The 21,106-nt window shown below is 40.2% G+C and carries 7 protein-coding genes; 5 read left to right on the top strand and 2 right to left on the bottom strand.

Translation table 11 applies throughout. The features are described 5' to 3' along the window. Positions 1-88 precede the first annotated feature (88 nt). The gene (locus IGJ26_RS12365) at positions 89-12,496 is read left to right on the top strand and encodes a KxYKxGKxW signal peptide domain-containing protein (protein ID WP_430599669.1); all 12,408 of its coding nucleotides are present in this window, start codon (positions 89-91) and stop codon (positions 12,494-12,496) included. A gap of 135 nt (positions 12,497-12,631) precedes the next feature. On the opposite strand, the gene secA2 is transcribed toward IGJ26_RS12365, so the two are convergent. Next, positions 12,632-15,001 (bottom strand): accessory Sec system translocase SecA2, encoded by a 2,370-nt coding sequence (gene secA2, locus IGJ26_RS12360; protein ID WP_086316474.1) that lies wholly within the window; start codon positions 14,999-15,001, stop codon positions 12,632-12,634. A gap of 47 nt (positions 15,002-15,048) precedes the next feature. Then, on the bottom strand, positions 15,049-15,444 hold the full coding sequence (locus tag IGJ26_RS12355; protein WP_228085301.1) for a hypothetical protein: 396 nt from the start codon (positions 15,442-15,444) through the stop codon (positions 15,049-15,051). 319 nt (positions 15,445-15,763) lie between these two features. Between IGJ26_RS12355 and IGJ26_RS12350 the strand changes: the two genes are divergently transcribed. The 4 genes from IGJ26_RS12350 to asp3 are packed head-to-tail and all read left to right on the top strand — an operon-like array spanning position 15,764 to position 21,098. Continuing rightward, positions 15,764-16,981 carry an accessory Sec system protein translocase subunit SecY2 gene (locus IGJ26_RS12350; protein WP_086316472.1) on the top strand — a complete coding sequence of 406 codons (1,218 nt, stop codon included), beginning with the start codon at positions 15,764-15,766 and terminating at the stop codon, positions 16,979-16,981. Between the two features lie 21 nt (positions 16,982-17,002). Beyond that, a complete protein-coding gene (gene asp1, locus IGJ26_RS12345; RefSeq protein ID WP_223347114.1) occupies positions 17,003-18,604 on the top strand; it encodes an accessory Sec system protein Asp1 in 1,602 nt (533 codons plus the stop codon). Continuing rightward, positions 18,594-20,177: an accessory Sec system protein Asp2 gene (gene asp2, locus IGJ26_RS12340; RefSeq protein ID WP_086316470.1), complete on the top strand. Its 1,584-nt coding sequence runs from the start codon at positions 18,594-18,596 to the stop codon at positions 20,175-20,177. The genes asp1 and asp2 overlap by 11 nt, the downstream gene beginning before the upstream one ends. Before the next feature lie 15 nt (positions 20,178-20,192). After that, a complete protein-coding gene (asp3, locus tag IGJ26_RS12335; protein WP_225869308.1) occupies positions 20,193-21,098 on the top strand; it encodes an accessory Sec system protein Asp3 in 906 nt (301 codons plus the stop codon). Positions 21,099-21,106: the final 8 nt, after the last annotated feature.

Raw genomic sequence — 21,106 nt, 5'->3', positions numbered from 1 at the left:
GAAATAATTAGTTATCCTATCTTCTAAATAAATAGGACTTGGGGAAGTTTATAAAACATTTTTACGAAAGGGGAGAAAAATAAACGTAATGAGTAAAAAGAATAATTATCGAAAGTTGTTACGCTCCAATAAAAGTGAACGCTACAAGATGTATAAAAGCGGAAAACATTGGGTCTATGCAACGATCACTTCTTTTACTGGCATTGCTGGATTGAGTATCGCGCCAATCGTGGCACATGCTTCAGAAATCACACCGCCATTAGATGCAAGTAAAGAAGCAAATGCCGAGAATGTCTTGGCAAATAAAACGACGACCAAAATACCGGCTTCATCGACACAAGAAAGTGAAGCTACTTCTCAATCTGAAAGCACACAGCCATCGGATAGTTTTTCTGAATCCGAAAGTATTACCCAGTCACAAAGTGCAACAGAGTCAACTAGTTTAACCGAATCACAGAGTGTGAGTGATTCAGAAATTGAAAACAATGTTACCACTATTGAAGAATCCCAAAGCACTTCTGAATCAATGAGCCTTTCCGAGGAGGAGAGTGTGTCTGAATCAGAGAGTTTGAGTATCTCAGAAAGTACCTCGATTTCAGAAAGTGGTTCGTTGTCGTCAAGTGCATCAGAATCGACTAGTCTATCGATGTCACGATCTACCAGCGTCTCTCATTCAACGTCAGTAAGTCAAAAGAACCCACCAAAACAAACAGTCTCCGAAAAAAATAAAGTAGAATCACAAAAAGCACAAGAGCTCTTTGATCAATTAGTGCCGAAGAAAGTACAAGCGTCGGTTGACACTACAACGAATTCATTAGAGATAGTAGTCAAAGATGGCAATTCGCCAAGTACATCTTTGATACGGGCAGCGCAACAATATGCTAGTGCCAATAATTTGATTGCAAGTTTTGCAATTACCACCCAATCGGGGCAGATCATTAAAATCAATGTTTCTGCAGATCCGGATATGGGTCGAGAAGAATTTGAGCAGGCAATCAATGATGGAAATAAAACCAATTCACCTTCTGGGGTAACAGTTGATGTGCCAGACCAAGTGAAGAATAAAGATTTATATAAGCAAACCGCTATTGCTAATGGCACTTATGCCGCAGTTACTGACTGGGCTACCTTAAAAGCAGCATATGGAAATTCTTCGATTACCTATATCGAGGTAACCGCCAATATTACAGCAGCTACCAATGTGGCAACTCGTGATTTGGGTTGGCGCGAAACGAGTGTGATTATTGACGGGAATGGTTTTACAGTCAATATGGCAGGAGCAGCGTTTAATGTAGGGGCAAGTTCTACGGTTCGCGGTTCAATTTTTACGATCACAAATATTAACTTGATTCATTGGCAGTCAGGCACCAACTCAGGAGACAGTGGGACAGGTACAGCGGACGCTGTGATCGATTCAAGGTCGGCAACAGGTGGTTATGGATACTGGTACTTCAATATCGATAATGTCACTCTCGAAGGACGAGATGGTGTTAGCGGAACAGATACTGCTTATCAACCACGACGACTACTGGATGCTGAGGATAGTCAAGTGACTTTATCAGGCAAAATCGTTGCCAATGTAAAACAAGAATTGATGCAAATTGGGGAAGTAGCTATCGCTAACGGATCCCATGTAGAGTTGAATCGAACAGCTGGTACCACTGGTTATTCCATGTTTTACTATATGGCCATCCGAGGGAACAATGCGAGTGATACAGGATTCAACCATACCTTTAAAGTAGGTGATGGAGCGACAATTATTGGGAACGAACTTAGTACCTATAATAGTAACAACTATCCCCTTGTCTATTATGGATTTAACTCAATCACTGTTGGAGATGACGTAACCTGGAAACAAGACGGCTTCCAAATGCTCCTTGATTTTTCTCGTTATTCAGGAAGTCAATCAAATGACCGAACTGCAACTTTTGGACAAAATTTACAAATGACGGCTACGCGTACAGTAGGTTCTAACTCGCTGAATGTCACAAATAGAGCGGTTGTTACATTTAATGCAGGAACGGTACTTGATTTGCAACAATGGAATGCCAATACTGTTGTAAACGTTGATTCTGGCGCAACCATTCGCTTTATTTCACCGCGAGCATTGCACTTAGCACGTTTAACTTCTTCAGGAGCTGTTTCGGCTGGCCGATTGATTACAGGTTCGGGAACATTTGTCATGAATAATTCTCAGATTAGTACATGGCAGGGCAGCAGTAGCCAAACCGCTGCTCCAGAAGGAAACCGTAACTTAAAATTCGTAGAGATGACTATTTCAGGTACGACAACCACCATTAAAGATACGGCTGGAAATGTTACTACATCTAATATTGTAGATACTTCTACCCGTGAATTAGCGACTGTTGCTATTGCACCAGGAACTGTAACTGTAAACTATGTTGATCAGTATGGCAATATTATCAAAACTGTTGATATGCCAATTGATCCAGACGTTAATTACATTGGTGAGTATCTTGATTTGCAAACGTTGGAGTATGCCAATGATCTAATGCCTGATAATTATATGTGGGCAATTGGTACTCAAGTCGCTAGTTCTGCGAAAAACGATGGCCAAAGTGGCGGAGATAGTACGACTAATGCCGATAATGGGGATAGTTATGGACAAGCGACAGTTGCGATCGTTCCGATGGAAAACACCAATTATACCTATAATATTTATGTATACGGTGTTGCTAATAATTCGGTTCAGTACCAATATGTTGACGTTAAGACAGGTCAAGTGATCTCTTCTGAGTACATGAATGCTGGTACCGAAGCTTCAGGAACAGATAGAGTTCCTGCAAACTACGGGAATGTTATTGATTGGACCAATAGTTACTATACTTCGACGAATTTACCTCCTGGTTACTATTATGCAACAGGTGCAGTATTAAATGGTAATGTACAGCCTGGATCTACTACAGTCGGTACTGGAGCGAGTCTAACCACTATTTATGTTGTAGCAGACACACAAACAGTCAACGTAACATTTGTTAATTCAGATGGTCGTCCATTACAAAACCAAACTGGCACAGTTGCCATCAATGGGACGACCGGCCAAGAAATAAGTTATGAGGATTTAATTGCGGATTACCTCACTCAAACCGGTTATTATGCAGATCAAACAGGGACATTTGTTTTTGATAATACTAGCAATAATGGTAGTACGACAGATAGTGATCAACAGTTTATTACGATCACTCTCTATCCGTCTTATCAAGAAGTCGGTGTCGTTGGAAATAATCAACCGGAATCAGATCCTGCTACAGGGGAAGCATTTGAGCAAATCCCGGGAACAGTCACTGTTGGAAAATATGGTACTTCTGGCGTTTCAAACGAAAGTATCACTCTTGGTGTAACAGATGCAGATTTAGAGAGAAATGGATACATTTATACGGTTACAGGACCAGATGGAGTAGTCTACAATACATTAGCGGAAGCTATGGCTGCCAATCAAACTTTTGACACCACCAGTAATGGAGCATCTCAAATGGATTCTTCACCTCAGATGTTCACGGTCAATTATGAACAAGATCCGGTATCTTTGTCTACTTCAGAGTCTGTTTCGGGAAGTGAATCATTATCAGAATCCATTATTACTTCTACTTCAGAATCAGAAAGTGTTTCTCTTTCTCAATCGATTTCAGAAAGTGACTCTTTATCAGAATCGATCTCTGTTAGTGATTCAGAATCAATGTCTACATCAATGAGTGAGTCTGTTTCAGTTTCAGAATCAGAGAGTGACTCGTTGTCATCGTCTATTTCAGAAAGTGAATCTGATATGAATGATTCGACATCTGAATCATTATCAACATCAATCTCTACTTCAACTTCTTTAAGTGATTCAGAATCGGTTTCGATCTCATTGAGTGACTCAGAATCAGCGTCTCTTTCAACAAGTGAATCTATTTCAGTGTCGGACTCAGAGAGTGGCTCGTCATCGACCTCTATCTCAGAAAGTGAATCAATGTCTCTTTCAATTTCGCTTAGTGATTCAGAATCTTTATCAGAATCCCTATCTGAAAGTATTTCAACATCGATTTCATTGTCGGATAGTGATTCAATGTCAGAAAGTCTTTCAGCATCAGAATCGTTATCCATATCAGCTAGTGTTTCTGAGTCAGATTCAGAAAGTGATAGTTCTAGCTTTAGTGCCTCTGTTTCTGGATCATTGAGCAACAGTACGAGTGATTCTGAAAGTTTATCTTTATCTGAGTCAGTATCAGTTTCACTCTCGCAATCACTCAGTGAATCCACTTCACTATCATTGTCAGAGAGTGATTCAGTATCAGAAAGTATTTCAGCATCAGAATCATTATCTGTCGCAATTAGTGAATCTGATTCTTCTTCGCTTAGTGAGAGCATTAGTTTCAGCGAATCTATTTCTGATTCATTGAGTGCTAGCATGAGTTTATCAGAAAGTTTATCGGAATCAGACTCGATCTCAAATTCAATTAGTATGTCGATGTCATTGAGCATTAGTGAAAGCAATAGTGAGTCTACTAGCGAATCAGCAAGCTTCAGTGGCAGCACAAGTGTAAGTAACAGTGATTCCACAAGTGTAAGTACGTCAGCTAGTGCATCAACATCTGTAAGTATTAGCGAGTCAATCAGTACCAGCACATCAGTTAGCGATTCATTATCATTAAGTAACAGTGAGTCAATGAGTTTGAGTACCTCGCTTAGTGATTCATCCTCATTGAGCGCCAGCATTTCGACATCATTAAGTGCAAGTGACTCTGCAAGTTATAGCGGCAGTACGAGCGTAAGTAATAGCGATTCGGCAAGCGAAAGTATATCTGCAAGTAATTCACTTTCAGTAAGTATTAGTGAGTCAACAAGTGAAAGTACGTCAATCAGCGATTCTGCATCATTGAGTACAAGCATTTCGACATCCCTAAGTGCGAGTGATTCTGCAAGTTACAGTGGTAGCACAAGTGTAAGCAACAGTGATTCCACAAGCGCAAGTACGTCAAGTAGTGAATCAACATCTGCAAGCATTAGTGAGTCGACAAGCACCAGCACATCGATCAGCGATTCGTTATCAGTAAGTACAAGTATCAGTAACAGTGATTCGGCAAGTGCAAGTACATCAGTGAGTGAATCAACATCTGTAAGTATTAGTGAATCCACAAGCACAAGCACCTCGATCAGCGATTCATTATCATTGAGTACAAGTGTTTCATCTTCCCTAAGTGCGAGTGAATCAGCAAGCTTTAGCGGTAGCACAAGTGTAAGTAACAGTGATTCGACAAGTGCAAGTACGTCAAGTAGTGAATCAACATCTACAAGTATCAGTGAGTCGACAAGCTTGAGCACCTCGATCAGCGATTCATTATCATTGAGTACAAGTGTTTCATCTTCCTTAAGTGCGAGTGAATCAGCAAGCTTCAGTGGTAGTACAAGTGTAAGCAACAGTGATTCCACAAGCGCAAGTACGTCAAGCAGTGAATCAACATCTGCAAGTATTAGTGAGTCAACAAGCACCAGCACGTCGATCAGCGATTCGTTATCAGTAAGTACAAGTATCAGTAACAGCGAATCAGCAAGTGAAAGTACGTCAATCAGCGATTCTGCATCATTGAGTACAAGCATTTCGACATCCTTAAGTGCGAGTGATTCTGCAAGTTACAGTGGTAGTACAAGTGTAAGTAACAGTGATTCGACAAGTACAAGTACGTCAAATAGTGAATCAACATCTACAAGTATCAGTGAGTCGACAAGCTTGAGCACATCAATTAGTGATTCATCATCATTGAGTACAAGTGTTTCATCTTCCCTAAGTGCGAGTGAATCAGCAAGCTTCAGTGGTAGTACAAGTGTAAGCAACAGTGATTCCACAAGCGCAAGTACGTCAAGCAGTGAATCAACATCTGCAAGCATTAGTGAGTCAACAAGCACCAGCACATCGATCAGCGATTCGTTATCAGTAAGTACAAGTATCAGTAACAGCGAATCAGCAAGCCTGAGCACATCAGTCAGTGATTCATCATCATTGAGCACAAGTATTTCGACATCTCTAAGTGCGAGTGAATCAGCAAGCTTTAGCGGTAGCACAAGTGTAAGTAACAGTGATTCGACAAGTGCAAGTACGTCAAGTAGTGAATCAACATCTACAAGTATCAGTGAGTCGACAAGCTTGAGCACATCAATTAGTGATTCATCATCATTGAGTACAAGTGTTTCATCTTCCCTAAGTGCGAGTGATTCAGCAAGCTTTAGCGGTAGCACAAGTGTAAGTAACAGTGATTCGACAAGTGCAAGTACGTCAAGTAGTGAATCAACATCTACAAGTATTAGTGAGTCGACAAGCACCAGCACATCGATCAGCGATTCATTATCAGTAAGTACAAGCATCAGTAACAGTGAATCAGCAAGCCTGAGCACATCAGTCAGTGATTCATCATCATTGAGCACAAGTATTTCGACATCTCTAAGTGCGAGTGATTCAGCAAGCTTTAGTGGTAGCACAAGTGTAAGTAATAGTGATTCCACAAGTACGAGCACGTCGATTAGCGATTCATTATCAGTAAGTACAAGCATCAGTAACAGCGAATCAGCAAGTGAAAGTACGTCAATCAGCGATTCTGCATCATTGAGTACAAGCATTTCGGCATCATTAAGTGCGAGTGATTCAGCAAGCTTTAGCGGCAGCACAAGTGTAAGCAACAGTGAGTCCACAAGTACGAGCACGTCGATCAGCGATTCATTATCAGTAAGTACAAGCATCAGTAACAGTGAATCAGCAAGCTTGAGCACATCAATCAGTGATTCATTATCATTGAGTACAAGTGTTTCGACATCCCTAAGTGCGAGTGAATCAGCAAGCTTTAGTGGTAGCACAAGCGTAAGCAACAGTGAGTCGACAAGCGCAAGTACGTCAGTGAGCGAATCAACATCTACAAGCGTTAGTGAGTCAACAAGCTTGAGCACATCAATCAGTGATTCATTATCATTGAGTACAAGTGTTTCGACATCTCTAAGTGCGAGTGAATCAGCAAGCTTTAGTGGTAGCACAAGTGTAAGTAATAGTGAGTCCACAAGTACGAGCACGTCGATTAGCGATTCATTATCAGTAAGTACAAGCATCAGTAACAGCGAATCAGCAAGTACAAGCACATCAGTCAGTGATTCATCATCATTGAGCACAAGTGTTTCGACATCTCTAAGTGCGAGTGAATCAGCAAGCTTTAGTGGAAGCACAAGTGTAAGCAACAGTGATTCCACAAGCACCAGCACGTCGATTAGCGATTCAATGTCTGTAAGTACAAGTATCAGTAACAGTGAATCAGCAAGTGAAAGTACGTCAATCAGTGATTCATCATCATTGAGCACAAGTATTTCGACATCTCTAAGTGCGAGTGATTCAGCAAGCTTTAGCGGCAGTACAAGTGTAAGTAACAGTGATTCCACAAGCGCAAGTACGTCATCGAGCGAATCAACATCTACAAGCATTAGTGAATCAACAAGCAACAGCACATCGAACAGTGATTCATCATCATTGAGTACAAGTGTTTCGACATCTCTAAGTGCGAGTGATTCAGCAAGCTTCAGTGGCAGCACAAGTGTAAGTAATAGTGAGTCGACAAGCACCAGCACGTCGATCAGCGATTCAATGTCTGTAAGTACAAGTATCAGTAACAGTGAATCAGCAAGTGAAAGTACGTCAATCAGTGATTCATCATCATTGAGCACAAGTATTTCGACATCTCTAAGTGCGAGTGATTCAGCAAGCTTTAGCGGCAGTACAAGTGTAAGTAACAGTGATTCCACAAGCGCAAGTACGTCATCGAGCGAATCAACATCTACAAGCATTAGTGAATCAACAAGCAACAGCACATCGAACAGTGATTCATCATCATTGAGTACAAGTGTTTCGACATCTCTAAGTGCGAGTGATTCAGCAAGCTTTAGTGGTAGCACAAGTGTAAGTAATAGTGAGTCAACAAGTACAAGTACGTCGATCAGTGATTCACTATCATTGAGTACAAGTATTTCAGCATCCCTAAGTGCGAGTGATTCCGCAAGTTACAGTGGCAGCACAAGCGTAAGCAACAGTGAGTCCACAAGCTCAAGTACGTCAGTGAGCGAATCATCATCTACAAGCGTTAGTGAGTCGACAAGCTTGAGCACATCGATCAGTGACTCATCATCACAAAGTGCAAGCATTTCGACATCATTAAGTGCGAGCGATTCTACAAGCTTTAGTGGCAGCACAAGTCTAAGCAACAGTGATTCCACAAGTACGAGCACGTCGATCAGCGATTCATTATCTGTAAGTACAAGCATTAGTAACAGTGAATCAACAAGCCTGAGCACATCAATCAGTGATTCATCATCATTGAGTACAAGTGTTTCGACATCTCTAAGTGCGAGTGATTCTGCAAGCTTTAGTGGCAGCACAAGCGTAAGTAATAGTGAGTCGATAAGTACAAGCACGTCGATCAGCGATTCATTGTCTGTAAGTACAAGCATCAGTAACAGTGAGTCGATAAGTACAAGCACATCAATCAGTGATTCATCATCATTGAGCACAAGCATTTCGACATCTCTAAGTGCGAGTGATTCAGCAAGCTTTAGTGGCAGCACAAGTGTAAGCAACAGTGAGTCCATAAGTACGAGCACGTCGATCAGTGATTCATCATCATTGAGTACAAGTATTTCGGCATCCTTAAGTGCGAGTGATTCAGCAAGCTTTAGCGGAAGCACAAGTGTTAGCAGTAGCGATTCCACAAGTGTAAGTACGTCATTAAGTGATTCATCATCGCTAAGTACAAGTGTAAGCAACAGTGACTCGACAAGTACAAGCACGTCGATCAGCGATTCGTTATCAGTAAGTACAAGTATCAGTAACAGTGAATCAGCAATTACAAGCACATCAATCAGTGATTCATCATCATTGAGTACAAGTATTTCGGCATCCTTAAGTGCGAGTGATTCAGCAAGCTTTAGCGGCAGCACAAGTGTTAGCAGTAGCGATTCCACAAGTGTAAGTACGTCATTAAGTGATTCATCATCGCTAAGTACAAGTGTAAGCAACAGTGACTCGACAAGTGCAAGTACGTCGATCAGCGATTCAATGTCTGTAAGTACAAGTATCAGTAACAGCGAATCAGCAAGCCTGAGCGCATCGATCAGTGATTCATCATCGTTAAGTACCAGTGTGAGTGATAGTGATTCGACAAGTACAAGTGCCTCAATTAGCGATTCAATGTCTGTAAGTACAAGCATCAGTAACAGTGAATCAACAAGCTTGAGTACGTCCATCAGTGCCTCTTCGTCATTGAGCACAAGTATCTCAGTATCACAAAGTGCGAGCGATTCTACAAGCTTTAGTGGTAGCACAAGCGTAAGTACTAGTGAATCAACAAGTGCAAGTACGTCGATCAGTGACTCGTTATCTCTAAGCACAAGTACTTCGTTGTCATTAAGTGCGAGCGATTCTACAAGCTTTAGTGGCAGCACAAGTGTAAGCAACAGTGAGTCAACAAGTACGAGTACGTCATTGAGTGACTCATTATCAGTAAGTACAAGTATTAGTAACAGTGAGTCAGCAAGTATTAGTACTTCACTAAGTGATTCATCATCATTGAGTACTAGTGGTTTAATGTCACAAAGTGCAAGCGACTCTGCAAGCTACAGCGGTAGCACAAGTACAAGTAATAGTGAATCAACAAGCATTAGTACGTCTGTGAGCGATTCACGGACTAGTGAAAGTCAAAGCTATAGCAGCAGTACTTCAGCCAGCTTGAGCATGAGTACTAGTGTCAGTACTTCGGTTAGTGACTCTGCTTCAATTAGTACAAGTAGCAGTAATAGTGAATCGAATAGTTTGAGTACGTCAATTAGTGATTCACGTTCAAGTATGAGTGAAAGCTTTAGCAGCAGTACCTCAGCAAGTATTAGTCTAAGTACTAGTGACAGTACTAGCTACAGTAGCAGCACCTCAGCAAGCATAAGTACAAGTACTAGCGATAGTACAAGTATTAGTAATAGTGCTTCTGAAAGTATGAGTGAAAGCTTGAGTATCAGTACATCAATGAGCGACTCATCGTCAATCAGTGCTAGCTTGAGCAATAGCGATAGTCTTTCAGAAAGCAGATCACTAGCAAGTGAAAGTCAAAGCTACAGTAGTAGTACTTCTGCGAGTCTAAGTCTCAGCACAAGTACTAGCAGTTCATTAAGTGATTCATCGTCAACTAGTGCGAGCGACAGCTACAGTTTGAGTAATAGTTTGAGCCAATTGACAAGTGACTCACTTTCCGAAGGTATTAGTTTAAGTAATAGCCTAAGTAATAGTTTCAGTCAAAGTACTTCAGCTAGCACGAGTTTGAGTTCAAGTACAAGTCTAAGTGAACAATTATCTCAATCAGTCAGTGCCAGCGAGTCACGGAGTGATAGCCTAAGCTATAGTAGCAGCACATCAATTAGTACGAGTGAAAGTAGCAGTACTAGCTTGAGCGAATTACTATCTCGTTCAACCAGTGCCAGTGAATCACGGAGCAATAGCTTGAGCCAAAGCACAAGTACTTCGTTGAGTGGCAGCAACAGCTCTAGCTTAAGTTTAAGTGAAATGAACTCTCAATCTAGCAGTGCGAGCGAATCACGGAGTGATAGTGTAAGCAATAGCATGAGCACATCAACTAGTGACAGCTTAAGTTCTAGTACGAGTGTAAGTGATTTACTTTCTAGATCAGAGAGTGCAAGTGAATCTAGAAGTGATAGCCTAAGCTATAGCGGTAGCACGAGCGTAAGTAACAGCTTAAGTTTAAGCGCGAGTCTAAGTGATTTACTATCTAGATCTGAAAGTGCCAGCGAATCACGTAGTTTCAGTACGAGTGATAGTGCAAGCACATCACTCAGCAATAGCGATAGTGCAAGTGATAGCTTAAGCGATCTATATTCAAGATCGAACAGTTCTAGCCTTTCAACCAGTGACAGTACAAGTACAAATGATTCTGTCTCGGCAAGTGTTAGTGAGAGCACCAGCATTTCACAATCTACTAGTACAAGTCTAAGCGAATCGGCATCAATCAGCACATCGCTTAGCGAAAAACAAGAAGTGATTGAATCTCAAAGTGTGAGTGCTTCGACAAGTGATTCACAAAGCTCTAGCACCAGTGAATCAGTTAGCGTCAGCATCAGTACTAGCGAAAGCGAGCGGAATAGTACGGAAGTTACACCTAGCGAATCAACCTCCATTAGCGAAAGCATTAGTACAAGTGAAAGTGTCCGAGATTCCGAATCGGTTAGTTCAAGTGACAGTACAAGTTTGAGTCAATCTATGAGTACGAGCGATCAAGCCTCCGCTTCTGAAAGCACAAGCAACAGTTCTAGCATTCGCGATTCTGAGTCTGAAAGTGCAAGTGTTTCTACGGAAGAAAGCCGCAGCTTCAGTACAAGTGAGTCGATTTTTGCAAGTGAAAGCACATCAATCAGTCAAAGTGACAGTACAAGTATGAGCGAATCAGCTAGTGAAAGTACCAGCATTAGTGACAGTGAACGTGGTTCAATATCTGATAGTGCAAGTGTAAGTGATTCGACATCAACAAGTGACAGTACAAGTGTGAGTGAATCTGTTAGCGAAAGTACCAGCATTAGTGACAGTGAACGTGGTTCAATGTCTGATAGTGCAAGTGTAAGTGATTCGACTTCAACAAGCGAAAGCCTAAGTGTGAGTGAATCTGTTAGCGAAAGTACCAGCATTAGTGACAGTGAACGTGGTTCAATGTCTGATAGTGCAAGTGTAAGTGATTCGACTTCAACAAGCGAAAGCCTAAGTGTGAGTGAATCAGCTAGCGAAAGCACCAGCATCAGCGATAGTGAACGTGATTCAATGTCAAATAGTGCAAGTGTAAGTGATTCGACTTCAACAAGCGAAAGCCTAAGTGTGAGTGAATCAGCTAGCGAAAGCACCAGCATCAGTGATAGTGAACGTGATTCAGTATCACTTAGCGCCGAATCAAGTGATTCTGGGTCAACAAGCGACAGTCTGAGTGCTAGCAACTCGGCTAGTCAGAGTGAAAGCTTTAGTGCCTCTGATCGAGATTCAGTCTCCATGAGCGCTAGTGAATCAATCAGCGATAGTACCAGCGTGAGTGACTCTGCTTCGCTAAGCACAAGTACAAGTGATATCAACTCTGATATCGTCAGTGAATATCACAGTAATAGCTTGTCTGAGAGTCTATCAGAGCTGCAATCACAATCAACTAGCCAAGATCATTCACTTTCGGCAAGTGAGTCTATCAGCGGCTCTACTTCAACACCATCAAGTTCTAATCAGAACAACGGAGTGAATGGAAATACAGTAACGCCAATTGGCAACACAGGAGTAGGGGGGCATACGACCAGTGCATCTGGTTCTACTCTTCCTAAGACTGGCGAATCTGATGCAAGTGGTATTCAAATGTCTCTTGCTGGAATTGCCACGCTGTTGGCTGCTATTGCTTTATTGAAAAAGAAAAAAGATGAAGCAAAGCGTGAAACAGAGTAACCCGTTAGTTTTGGTTTGTGAAGAGCTAGGATAAATTTCCTAGCTCTTCTAAAATGATAAAAGTACTTCTATTAAATAAAAAAGCATCACAGTTAGGCAAACTAACTGTGATGCTTTTTTATTGGCTATGGTTGGTTATGGAAATTCAACATCGAATGAACCATCTTCTGTTTTTACCAACTCGGATAATAATAAATTTCTGACTGCTTCTAGATAAATGGCTTCACGCATTTCAGAGAAAGAACGATGTGCTTCTACTTGAAATTCATAGATGGGGCGATGTTGTCCCCAGTTTCGTCCATTGATGACTGTTTTCAATTGTTGCAGGTTGTCTGATTGTTCGATCCAAAGAGTATCTAAGGCTTTTAAAAGTATGATTCGCTTGAAAAACAGCTGTTGGAAACTATCTGGCATAAATTGATGAATGTGAATCAAACGCTCTGAAATCAGATCCAATAAAAATTTTTTGACCGTTCGCTTATTAAATTTATCTAGTTTCTCGATTTCAAAAACATCAAAATTATAGTCCAAATTATTAAAGATAAAATCAAGGATCGCTTGTTGATTTAGGTTCGCTTTTTTAGTGGTGAATTGATTGATTGTTTCTTCTATGCATTGATTAATGATATTTTCTAATTCGACAGGGGTACCTTTCATAATGCTGTTTCTCATGCTGTACATTTTGTCTCTTTGAATGGTAATAATTGAGTCAAATTCTAGCGTCGTTTGACGTCCGGCAATTTCTTGATTTTTGCGATTGCTTTGAGACTGATTGATTAGTTTATTGTATTTTTTCTTTTTTAAGGGCGTGAGATCACTGGATAATTCTTCTTGTTCAGTTAATAATTCTCGTTCGTCGGCGGCCCATTTGGGTGCACTTTCAACTACGATTTTGTCTTCCATAGATACATAGAAAATACTGTCACCCGGATCTCCTTGACGTCCAGAGCGGCCCCGAAGCTGATTGTCAATTCGGTCACTGGTCATCCGCTCAGTTCCTACTACTAACAGACCACCATTTTCCCGTGCGTCTTCTTCCAGTTTAATATCTGTACCACGTCCAGCCATTGAAGTAGCCACAGTTACGGCACCTTTTTTACCAGCTTCTGAGATGATCCAAGATTCCTTGGTCGCTGTTGTAGCGTTTAAAAGATTATGAGGGATTCGATGCTTTAAGAGAATCAGGGAGTATAACGTCGACATTGAGACTGATCCTGTCTCAATCAATACGGGGCGTTCTTGCGTCAAAGCATTTCTTACTGCTTCTAAAGAAGCCATGATTTTCGACTGATTGGTCACATAGACCAGATCCTGATGATCTTTTCGGCGAATGGGTTTATTTGTCGGAATTTCGATTACGTCAATATCATACGTTTCTCGAAATTCGTCGGCGTCTGTTTTGGCAGTACCAGTCATTCCGGACAAAATTTTAAATTTTCGGAATAGATTTTGGTAGGTAATGGAGCCCATGGATCGGCTCTCTGTAGTGATCTCTACGCCTTCTTTTGCTTCGATTGCTTGATGAAGGCCAGCTTGTAGTTTTGTTCCAATCAGCTTACGTCCATTTGCTTCATCAAGCAAAAGAATCTCATTGTCCTCCACAACATAGTCTTTGTTTAAGTGTAAGAGATAGTTGGCCCGTAAGGCAATGACTAAATGACGGTAAAGATTTTTCCATTTTTCTGAAAGAATAGTTTCAACACCTAAGTAGTCTTCGGCTTTTTTTATGCCTGCTTCTGTAAACCAAGCGTGACGTTTGTTTTCACTTCTCATAAAGTCTTTACCTTCAATCAAGCTTTTCACAAACCAATCAGATAGCGTAAAAAAATTTGACTGAACTTTGGGTGCTCCTGAAATGATCAATGGCGTTTGCGCCATATCAAGTAATATTGCATCGATTTCATCTATCAGTACATAATTGAAGTGGGTGACATATTGTTCGTCTGGAGAAACAGCCAAGTTGTCAAATAAATAGTCAAAGCCCAGTGCGCTATGCGTCGTGTAGACGATGTCTGCTGCATAGACCACCTCTTTATCGATTTCTTCTCCTTCATCTTCATGTTCAGGAACACCTGCAGCCACGGATAGTCCTAGAAAACGATAGACTTTTCCCGTTTCTTCAATATCTCGCAAGGCTAAATACGTATTAGAAGTAATCAAGAAATTGCCTTTGCCTCCCAGACCATGTAAATACATCGGCATGGTTGCGGTCAATGTTTTTCCTTCTCCGGTTTTCATTTCAGCAACATTGCCGTAAAAAAGAGCAATTGCGCCAAGAATTTGAACAAAATAAGGCTCCATTCCTAAGACACGACGGTCTGCTTCGACAACGACAGCATAGGCTTGCGGGAGTAAACTCTCCAGTTTTTTACCCTGTTCGAGTTGTTGTCGAAAATGAATGGTTTGCATTTGCAATTCTTGATCTGATAATTGCCGATAGTTTTCTGCAAGACTTTGAACTTTTCTCGCCAACCGAATATACTTGCGAAACTTTTTATCTTTCATTTTTGTTGTTCCTCCTTTCAAAAACTTAAATTGCTTGTGGCTTAAGCTTAATCAGCAATGCTTTCTAATTTAGCACGAATCATGACGTCGTCTAGTTCAAAAAGATATTCCCTCATCAAATCATTGGCTTCTAAAAAAAAGACGATTTTTCCCTTCTGAGTAACTAGTTTCATCTTTCTTGATGCAATAAGTGGTTCTTTGTTTTGATCCAGTAGCGCTTCACCAGAACTTGTTACGAAGTGAAGTGAAAACGTATAGGTTTTGGTGCTATCCATATTATAGTAGGGAAATTCACCATGATAGATGGACTCTTGATCAACTGCTTCCAAAGAGTCATCAGTCCGCAAAACGACAGCTTTTAGGTTTAACTTAGGCGTCGGTTCATTGTCAGGGACCCTAGATTCTGCAGTCGGTGTTTCGTTGACTGTTAAATTTTCTTTCAAAAAAAAGATACCTCCTAAGAGCAAAACGAGAGGTATGATGACTTCAATTAGTTTTTTCATAGTAACGACCTTCTTTTGGGGGCTATTTCTCAGGAAATTCTCCCTTTTTTTTCCAATCCTTGTATTTCTCTGATGACTATTTAAAGTGAGTAGTTTTTACTTATTTGAATTTAAAACGATGATACCACAATGACCAACCTCACCTTTTCCTTTTTTTTTTTCATTTCAACAAAAAACAAGTACAAAAGGCAATTTTAAACCTGTTACTATTTTGTTAAACCTTGCAGATTAAAAAAAAGTAAGAAAATTGGAGATGAAAATGAAGAATCAAAAAGAACTCATTCGAAGAATAATCGCGAGCTTTTTCCTTTTGTTCATTGTTGAGATAGGTAAGCATATCCAGGTTCCTTTTTTTATTTCAGAAAAGATACCAGAGGAATCAACTAGTTTGATTCTGAAATTTTTAGCGACATCAACCGGTGGGAATTTTACTGTTCCAACGCTTTTTTCTTTAGGGATGGGCCCGTATATGACTGCCCTGATCATCTGGACAACGATCAGCATGATTGATACAGAAAGTATCGGAAATCTTTCCACCAAACGAATTGGGTATATTCAACGCAGTTTGACTCTTTTATTTGCTATCCTTCAAAGTTGCGCACTGGTTTTAAAATTTCGTTCCTCAATGATTGATCAAAAAGCAATTGGAGGCTCTATTGTCCTGTTGTTTTTAGGAGCAGTTCTTCTTTTGACGGCTGGGGGATTGTTCGTTGCATGGCTAGCTGATATCAACATTGATAAAGGAATTGGAGGTCAAAGTCTGTTTATTGTTCCAGGTTTACTGATGAATATCCCAGCTATGTTAATTTCGGGACAAACAGAATCCGTTCATTTAAGTCAAAACTTTCTTATCGGGTTAGTTATGGTGACCTTAGTTTTTATTTATCTCACACTCTTCCTTTACAATGCAGAATACCGTATCAATATTGAACGGACAGGTATCGACAGTCGCTTTAACAATTCGTATATTCCTATTCGACTTTTACCTGCCGGGGCAATGCCTTTCATGTTTGCAGTAACTGTCTTTTCAATGCCGCAGCTTTTACTATTGAACGAAAAGTGGGGAGACACAGGCTTTTCAAATTTTATTACGACTTACTTTTCCTTTAATAATGTGCGGGGTGTTTTCACTTATGGTCTGATTCTCTATGTTTTAGGTTACGGATTTAGTTTTATAAATGTTCGACCATACGATATAGCCAAAAATCTAAAAGAGACGGGAGATTACATTTTAAATGTTGCTCCTGGTAAACAGACAGAGCGATATATATTGAAGCGTTTATCAACCGTTGCATTACTTGGCAACAGTTATCTTGTGATCGTTTCAATGATTCCCTTATTGATAGGATTGCAAAATCAAATCATTTCCAACTTAGCTTTTTATTTCGGAAGTATTTTTATGTTGATCATCATTTTAGAAACTATCACAAATGAAATACGGTTCCTCTTTTCCAGACATACTTACCGGATTTTTTAGAGGATGTTAGGAGGCAATTTTTTGAATTATTTTATCCCTGATTGGACGACCAGTAGTGGCAATTTAGAAAGTGATTATATGATGAATATCATTCAGCTTTTCAAGAACAATCGAGAACCGTATCACTTATTGTTATTGGAGCATATACCGTTTTTACGTTATCAGATGCATGCATATGAATTAGAAGTAGCGCAAATGACTTCGCTTTATGATCGCTTGCAAGACATTCAAAAAACCAATGGATTTCCCTTAGATGTCGATGACTTGCCTCTTGCTCAGAATGTTGAGAAGGTCTATACACCTTTTGGAATCACGCTGATTAAGGAAAATCAACCATTTGGTGAAATTCGGTTCAATTCATTTGGTTTTGCAGAACAGATGTCTATAATGACGGAACCTTATCGACAAATCCTCTTTTTCGATGATCGGGGATTTATTTCTGCAAAATCGTTCCAGAATGACAAAGGGGAACAAGTAAAGAAGATTTATTATAACGAATCGGGAATGGAAAAATGTGTGGAATACTTTGGAGAAAATCCACAGATTGAGCTGATAAATCCTCAAAGAATTGGGCTAAAGAAAAGTCAGTATCAAAGCATGGATGAACTTCTTTTAGAGATGATGAATCAATTTCAACTGAATCTTGAGCCAGAAGATCAAACAATTTGTTTGACAAATGAGCGGAGTCTACGATTGGTCAAAACGAACGAGGAACGAAAAAGAGTGATCCAGATCGTTTCTGATGCCCACAGACTTTCAACTTGTGCATCAGATGAAAAAGCAGCATTATGGGCTGGCGAAAATAAAATCATTACGGATTCGACTAGTAATCAAACAGCGCTTTTCTCTTTAATGAAACAGTCCGGTGTCAATGACCTATCTCGGATACAGCGCATACCTATTTACACAACTTCTTTTCAGCTGGGCAATAGCAACTCCATTCCCCAGCTGGTTCTTTATTGGAACGCCGGTGAGCTTAACGAAGACGTTCGGAGAATCCATCATCTATTACTGCAAAAAGTTATTCAGAATGATCGTTATGACTTAATTATCGAAACGACGACATTCCAAAGCGAAGTCGTTTTACGAGAAGCACAAAAAGAACTGGTTGATACTCACTTCGGTGTCGATAGTGAATCTGAGGAGTATCAAAAGGTATTAAAGTATTTCGAAGCAAAAAAGGCGAAAAAGTTATTTAAAACGGATGAAGAGGCGATTGAAGAGATCCGAGAAAGCAAAAATTGGCGAAATCTAGTAGAGGCAGTTGATGTCAATTTTAGGATTCACTTTCGTTTGGATTCTCATCTCACCACGATTCGTCAGGATTTCAATGAGACACGATTGTATATTGATTTGTCTGCTGAAGTTGATGTCCAGAAACAAGCACTAGCTGTTAGTGCAGGGATTCCTCAGCTTGTTAGGAAGAAAACCGATTATGTGGATGACCAAAAGAATGGGCAAATCATTGGTCAAATTAGAGAATTAGATGCAGCAATCGCTTTTTACCTGGACGATTTAAATAATTGGAACCAAGCATTGGTGGAAAATATTAGTTATATTGAGCGTTTTAGTGAGGAAAATATTATTAAACAATGGAGGGAGTTGCTAGAGGGTGTCGTCTAAACAGATTCAGGTATTTCATGTTGCAGCTGTTTCTTCTGAGGGGCAAAAGCAGCTTTCTCCTTTGTTTGCCTATCAGTGGCTTCCGTTGGCCTATGATTTCAGAAAAGATGAGCAGGAGCTACAGCTGTTTAAGAAAGACAAATATAATACCAAATACCATCGGGCAATTTTTCTTCTAGAGGAAAATGCCGCGATTCTTGAAAATTTGGAATTTTTAAAACAATTGCCAGCCTACCAAATATTTTACGAAGAAAATGGGCAGCTATCTCCAGAAGTTCAAGCGCTATTCACATTAAAAGCAGCGAATCCTTTTGATAAAAAGCAGCTAGAAAATGTTTTTCGTACGATCAATGAGCAATTCTCAGCAAAGCAACAAGGATATAAGCTATCTATGGATCACATGAAATTTAATAAAACTGTCCCGTTGCAGATCGTTAAAGAAGGACATGCAGCCTGTCAGGTAAAGGCACAACTGACATCAGACGATCAGCAAATAACTACTTGGAAAATGACTAACCTGATACCTAAAGACGAACGCACCTGTTTTTATCCGGAGATCGCAGATGTTCAAGGAGAAGTGACATTAAAAATCAAACTCTTTTTCATTAAAGAAAACACGAATCAAGTCATCCAAGTGATTGAGGTCCTTCACGATCAAATCATAAATGGGGAGCCGGTTTACTTCAAATTAGATCAAAATTCATACATCAATGTTTCATTGTATGCCAAAGGAAATCGAGGGCAATTTACGATCGGGCAGATGCACCTGCGAAGAGCAATGGCAGATGAAAGTGTCATGATTCCAGGAGGCGGACGGATTCGGGATGAAGAGAATCTGGGGGGCGAAGTGATCTATTACTTTAATCCGGGAGATTTAAAACCTCCATTAGCGGTTTATTTTTCTGGCTATCGTTCAGCGGAAGGATTTGAAGGCCGTGGGATGATGGGAAGTATGGGCTGTCCGTTTCTGCTGATTGGTGACCCTCGTTTAGAAGGTGGGAATTTCTATCTAGGCAGCCAGAAATTCGAACAAGAAATCGTAGCGATCATCTTAGGGAAACTAGCACTGCTAGGATTTGATAAGTCAGACCTCATTTTATCCGGATTATCGATGGGCACGTTTGGGGCGCTGTATTTTGCTAGCGATTTAAGCCCAAACAGTGTCATTGTGGGAAAACCGTTGACGAATCTTGGTTCCATTGCTCTAAATGAACGCATCAATCGACCAACTGGATTTCCAACCTCATTGGATATGCTGCTTTACAATATTGGGGTTGTTTCAAAAGAAGCGAGCAGTCAATTGAATGAACGGTTCTGGAGCAAATTCAAAAGTGGCGATTATCGGGAGACAACCTTTGCGATCGCCTATATGAAACAAGACGATTACGACATGGAGGCATTTCCAATGTTGTTTGAATTTTTAAAAAATAATTTCCCCATGACTCGTGTTCTGTATAAAGGCATGATCGGCCGACATAACGATAATAGTCCTGCCATCAATAATTGGTTTTTGAAACAATACAAAAATATTCTCGTGCATACATTTCACCGCGATATCAAGAAAATATTATAGGGAATGAGGGAGTCGATGAATAGTTTATATCGTATCAAGTGGGGGATCGACTTTAATGACAATTATAATTATGGCGCAAAAATAGCTTATATGCCCTCTGGGGATGTCTTGTACTCTTCTCCTTTGATGCCTCCAGGCGTCAGTATTAAATCTTGGTATTCGAAAACAGAATTTCATATTAGTCGGAAATCACCAATGCTACCAATGTTACTGCCTGGATACAAGTACGAGTTAACACTTCATGCTGCATTCGATCGTAAGGAAGCAGTACAGCTATTGGTGGAATTTTTTGATAAGGATGGTTTTCTCCTTGAAAAACTAGTCTTCGAAACAAACCAAGAATGTTTTCTCTTTCCGCAAGGTGCCACTGATTATCAGATTCATATGGTAAACAAAAAGCATCAAGAGATTCATTTTAAGGAATTGGTTTTATCCACTAAGGAGAATCAAGCATTTGAAGTGGTTCCTATAAATGCAACCACTGGAGCAAACCAAGGCTCAAACATAGCAACCAGCGTTGTTGCGGTTACACCGTTGGTTGAGAAACATGCTGCATTATCGGTCGTATTTGAAAAACAGAACAGCTATGTCAAAGAATATTCACTTTCAGATTTTGAAGCAGGATTGTTTGTTGAACCGGATACTAAGGCTGCATCATCGTATTTGGAAGTATTACTTGAACAAATCTATCAGCGAAGCGATAGTCCCGAAAAAATCAACCTTAAAATGGGACAAAATTTTTCTTTGCTGGAGTCTTGTTACCACGAAGATTTTTCTGTATTAGCTTTATTATTTGCAAAGCCAAATAAAGAAGCCGAAGCACCCGAGCTTATGGATCGTCTGCAAAAAAAGATCGCACTTAATCAAAGGGCACTAAAAGTTTTAGAGAATGTAAAAGAAAACAGGAAAAAATCAACCTAATAAAGAGG

The organism is Enterococcus sp. AZ095a (genome assembly GCF_050546735.1).
Lineage (GTDB): Bacteria > Bacillota > Bacilli > Lactobacillales > Enterococcaceae > Enterococcus_D > Enterococcus_D entomosocium.
This window is presented reverse-complemented; position numbering and strand designations above follow the sequence as displayed.

Excerpts from the sequence above, each read along its gene's own strand:
- asp3 (WP_225869308.1), top strand. The coding sequence starts at position 20,193 with ATGAATAGTTTATATCGTATCAAGTGGGGGATCGACTTTAATGACAAT.
- IGJ26_RS12350 (WP_086316472.1), top strand. The coding sequence starts at position 15,764 with ATGAAGAATCAAAAAGAACTCATTCGAAGAATAATCGCGAGCTTTTTC.
- IGJ26_RS12365 (WP_430599669.1), top strand. The coding sequence starts at position 89 with ATGAGTAAAAAGAATAATTATCGAAAGTTGTTACGCTCCAATAAAAGT.
- secA2 (WP_086316474.1), bottom strand. The coding sequence starts at position 15,001 with ATGAAAGATAAAAAGTTTCGCAAGTATATTCGGTTGGCGAGAAAAGTT.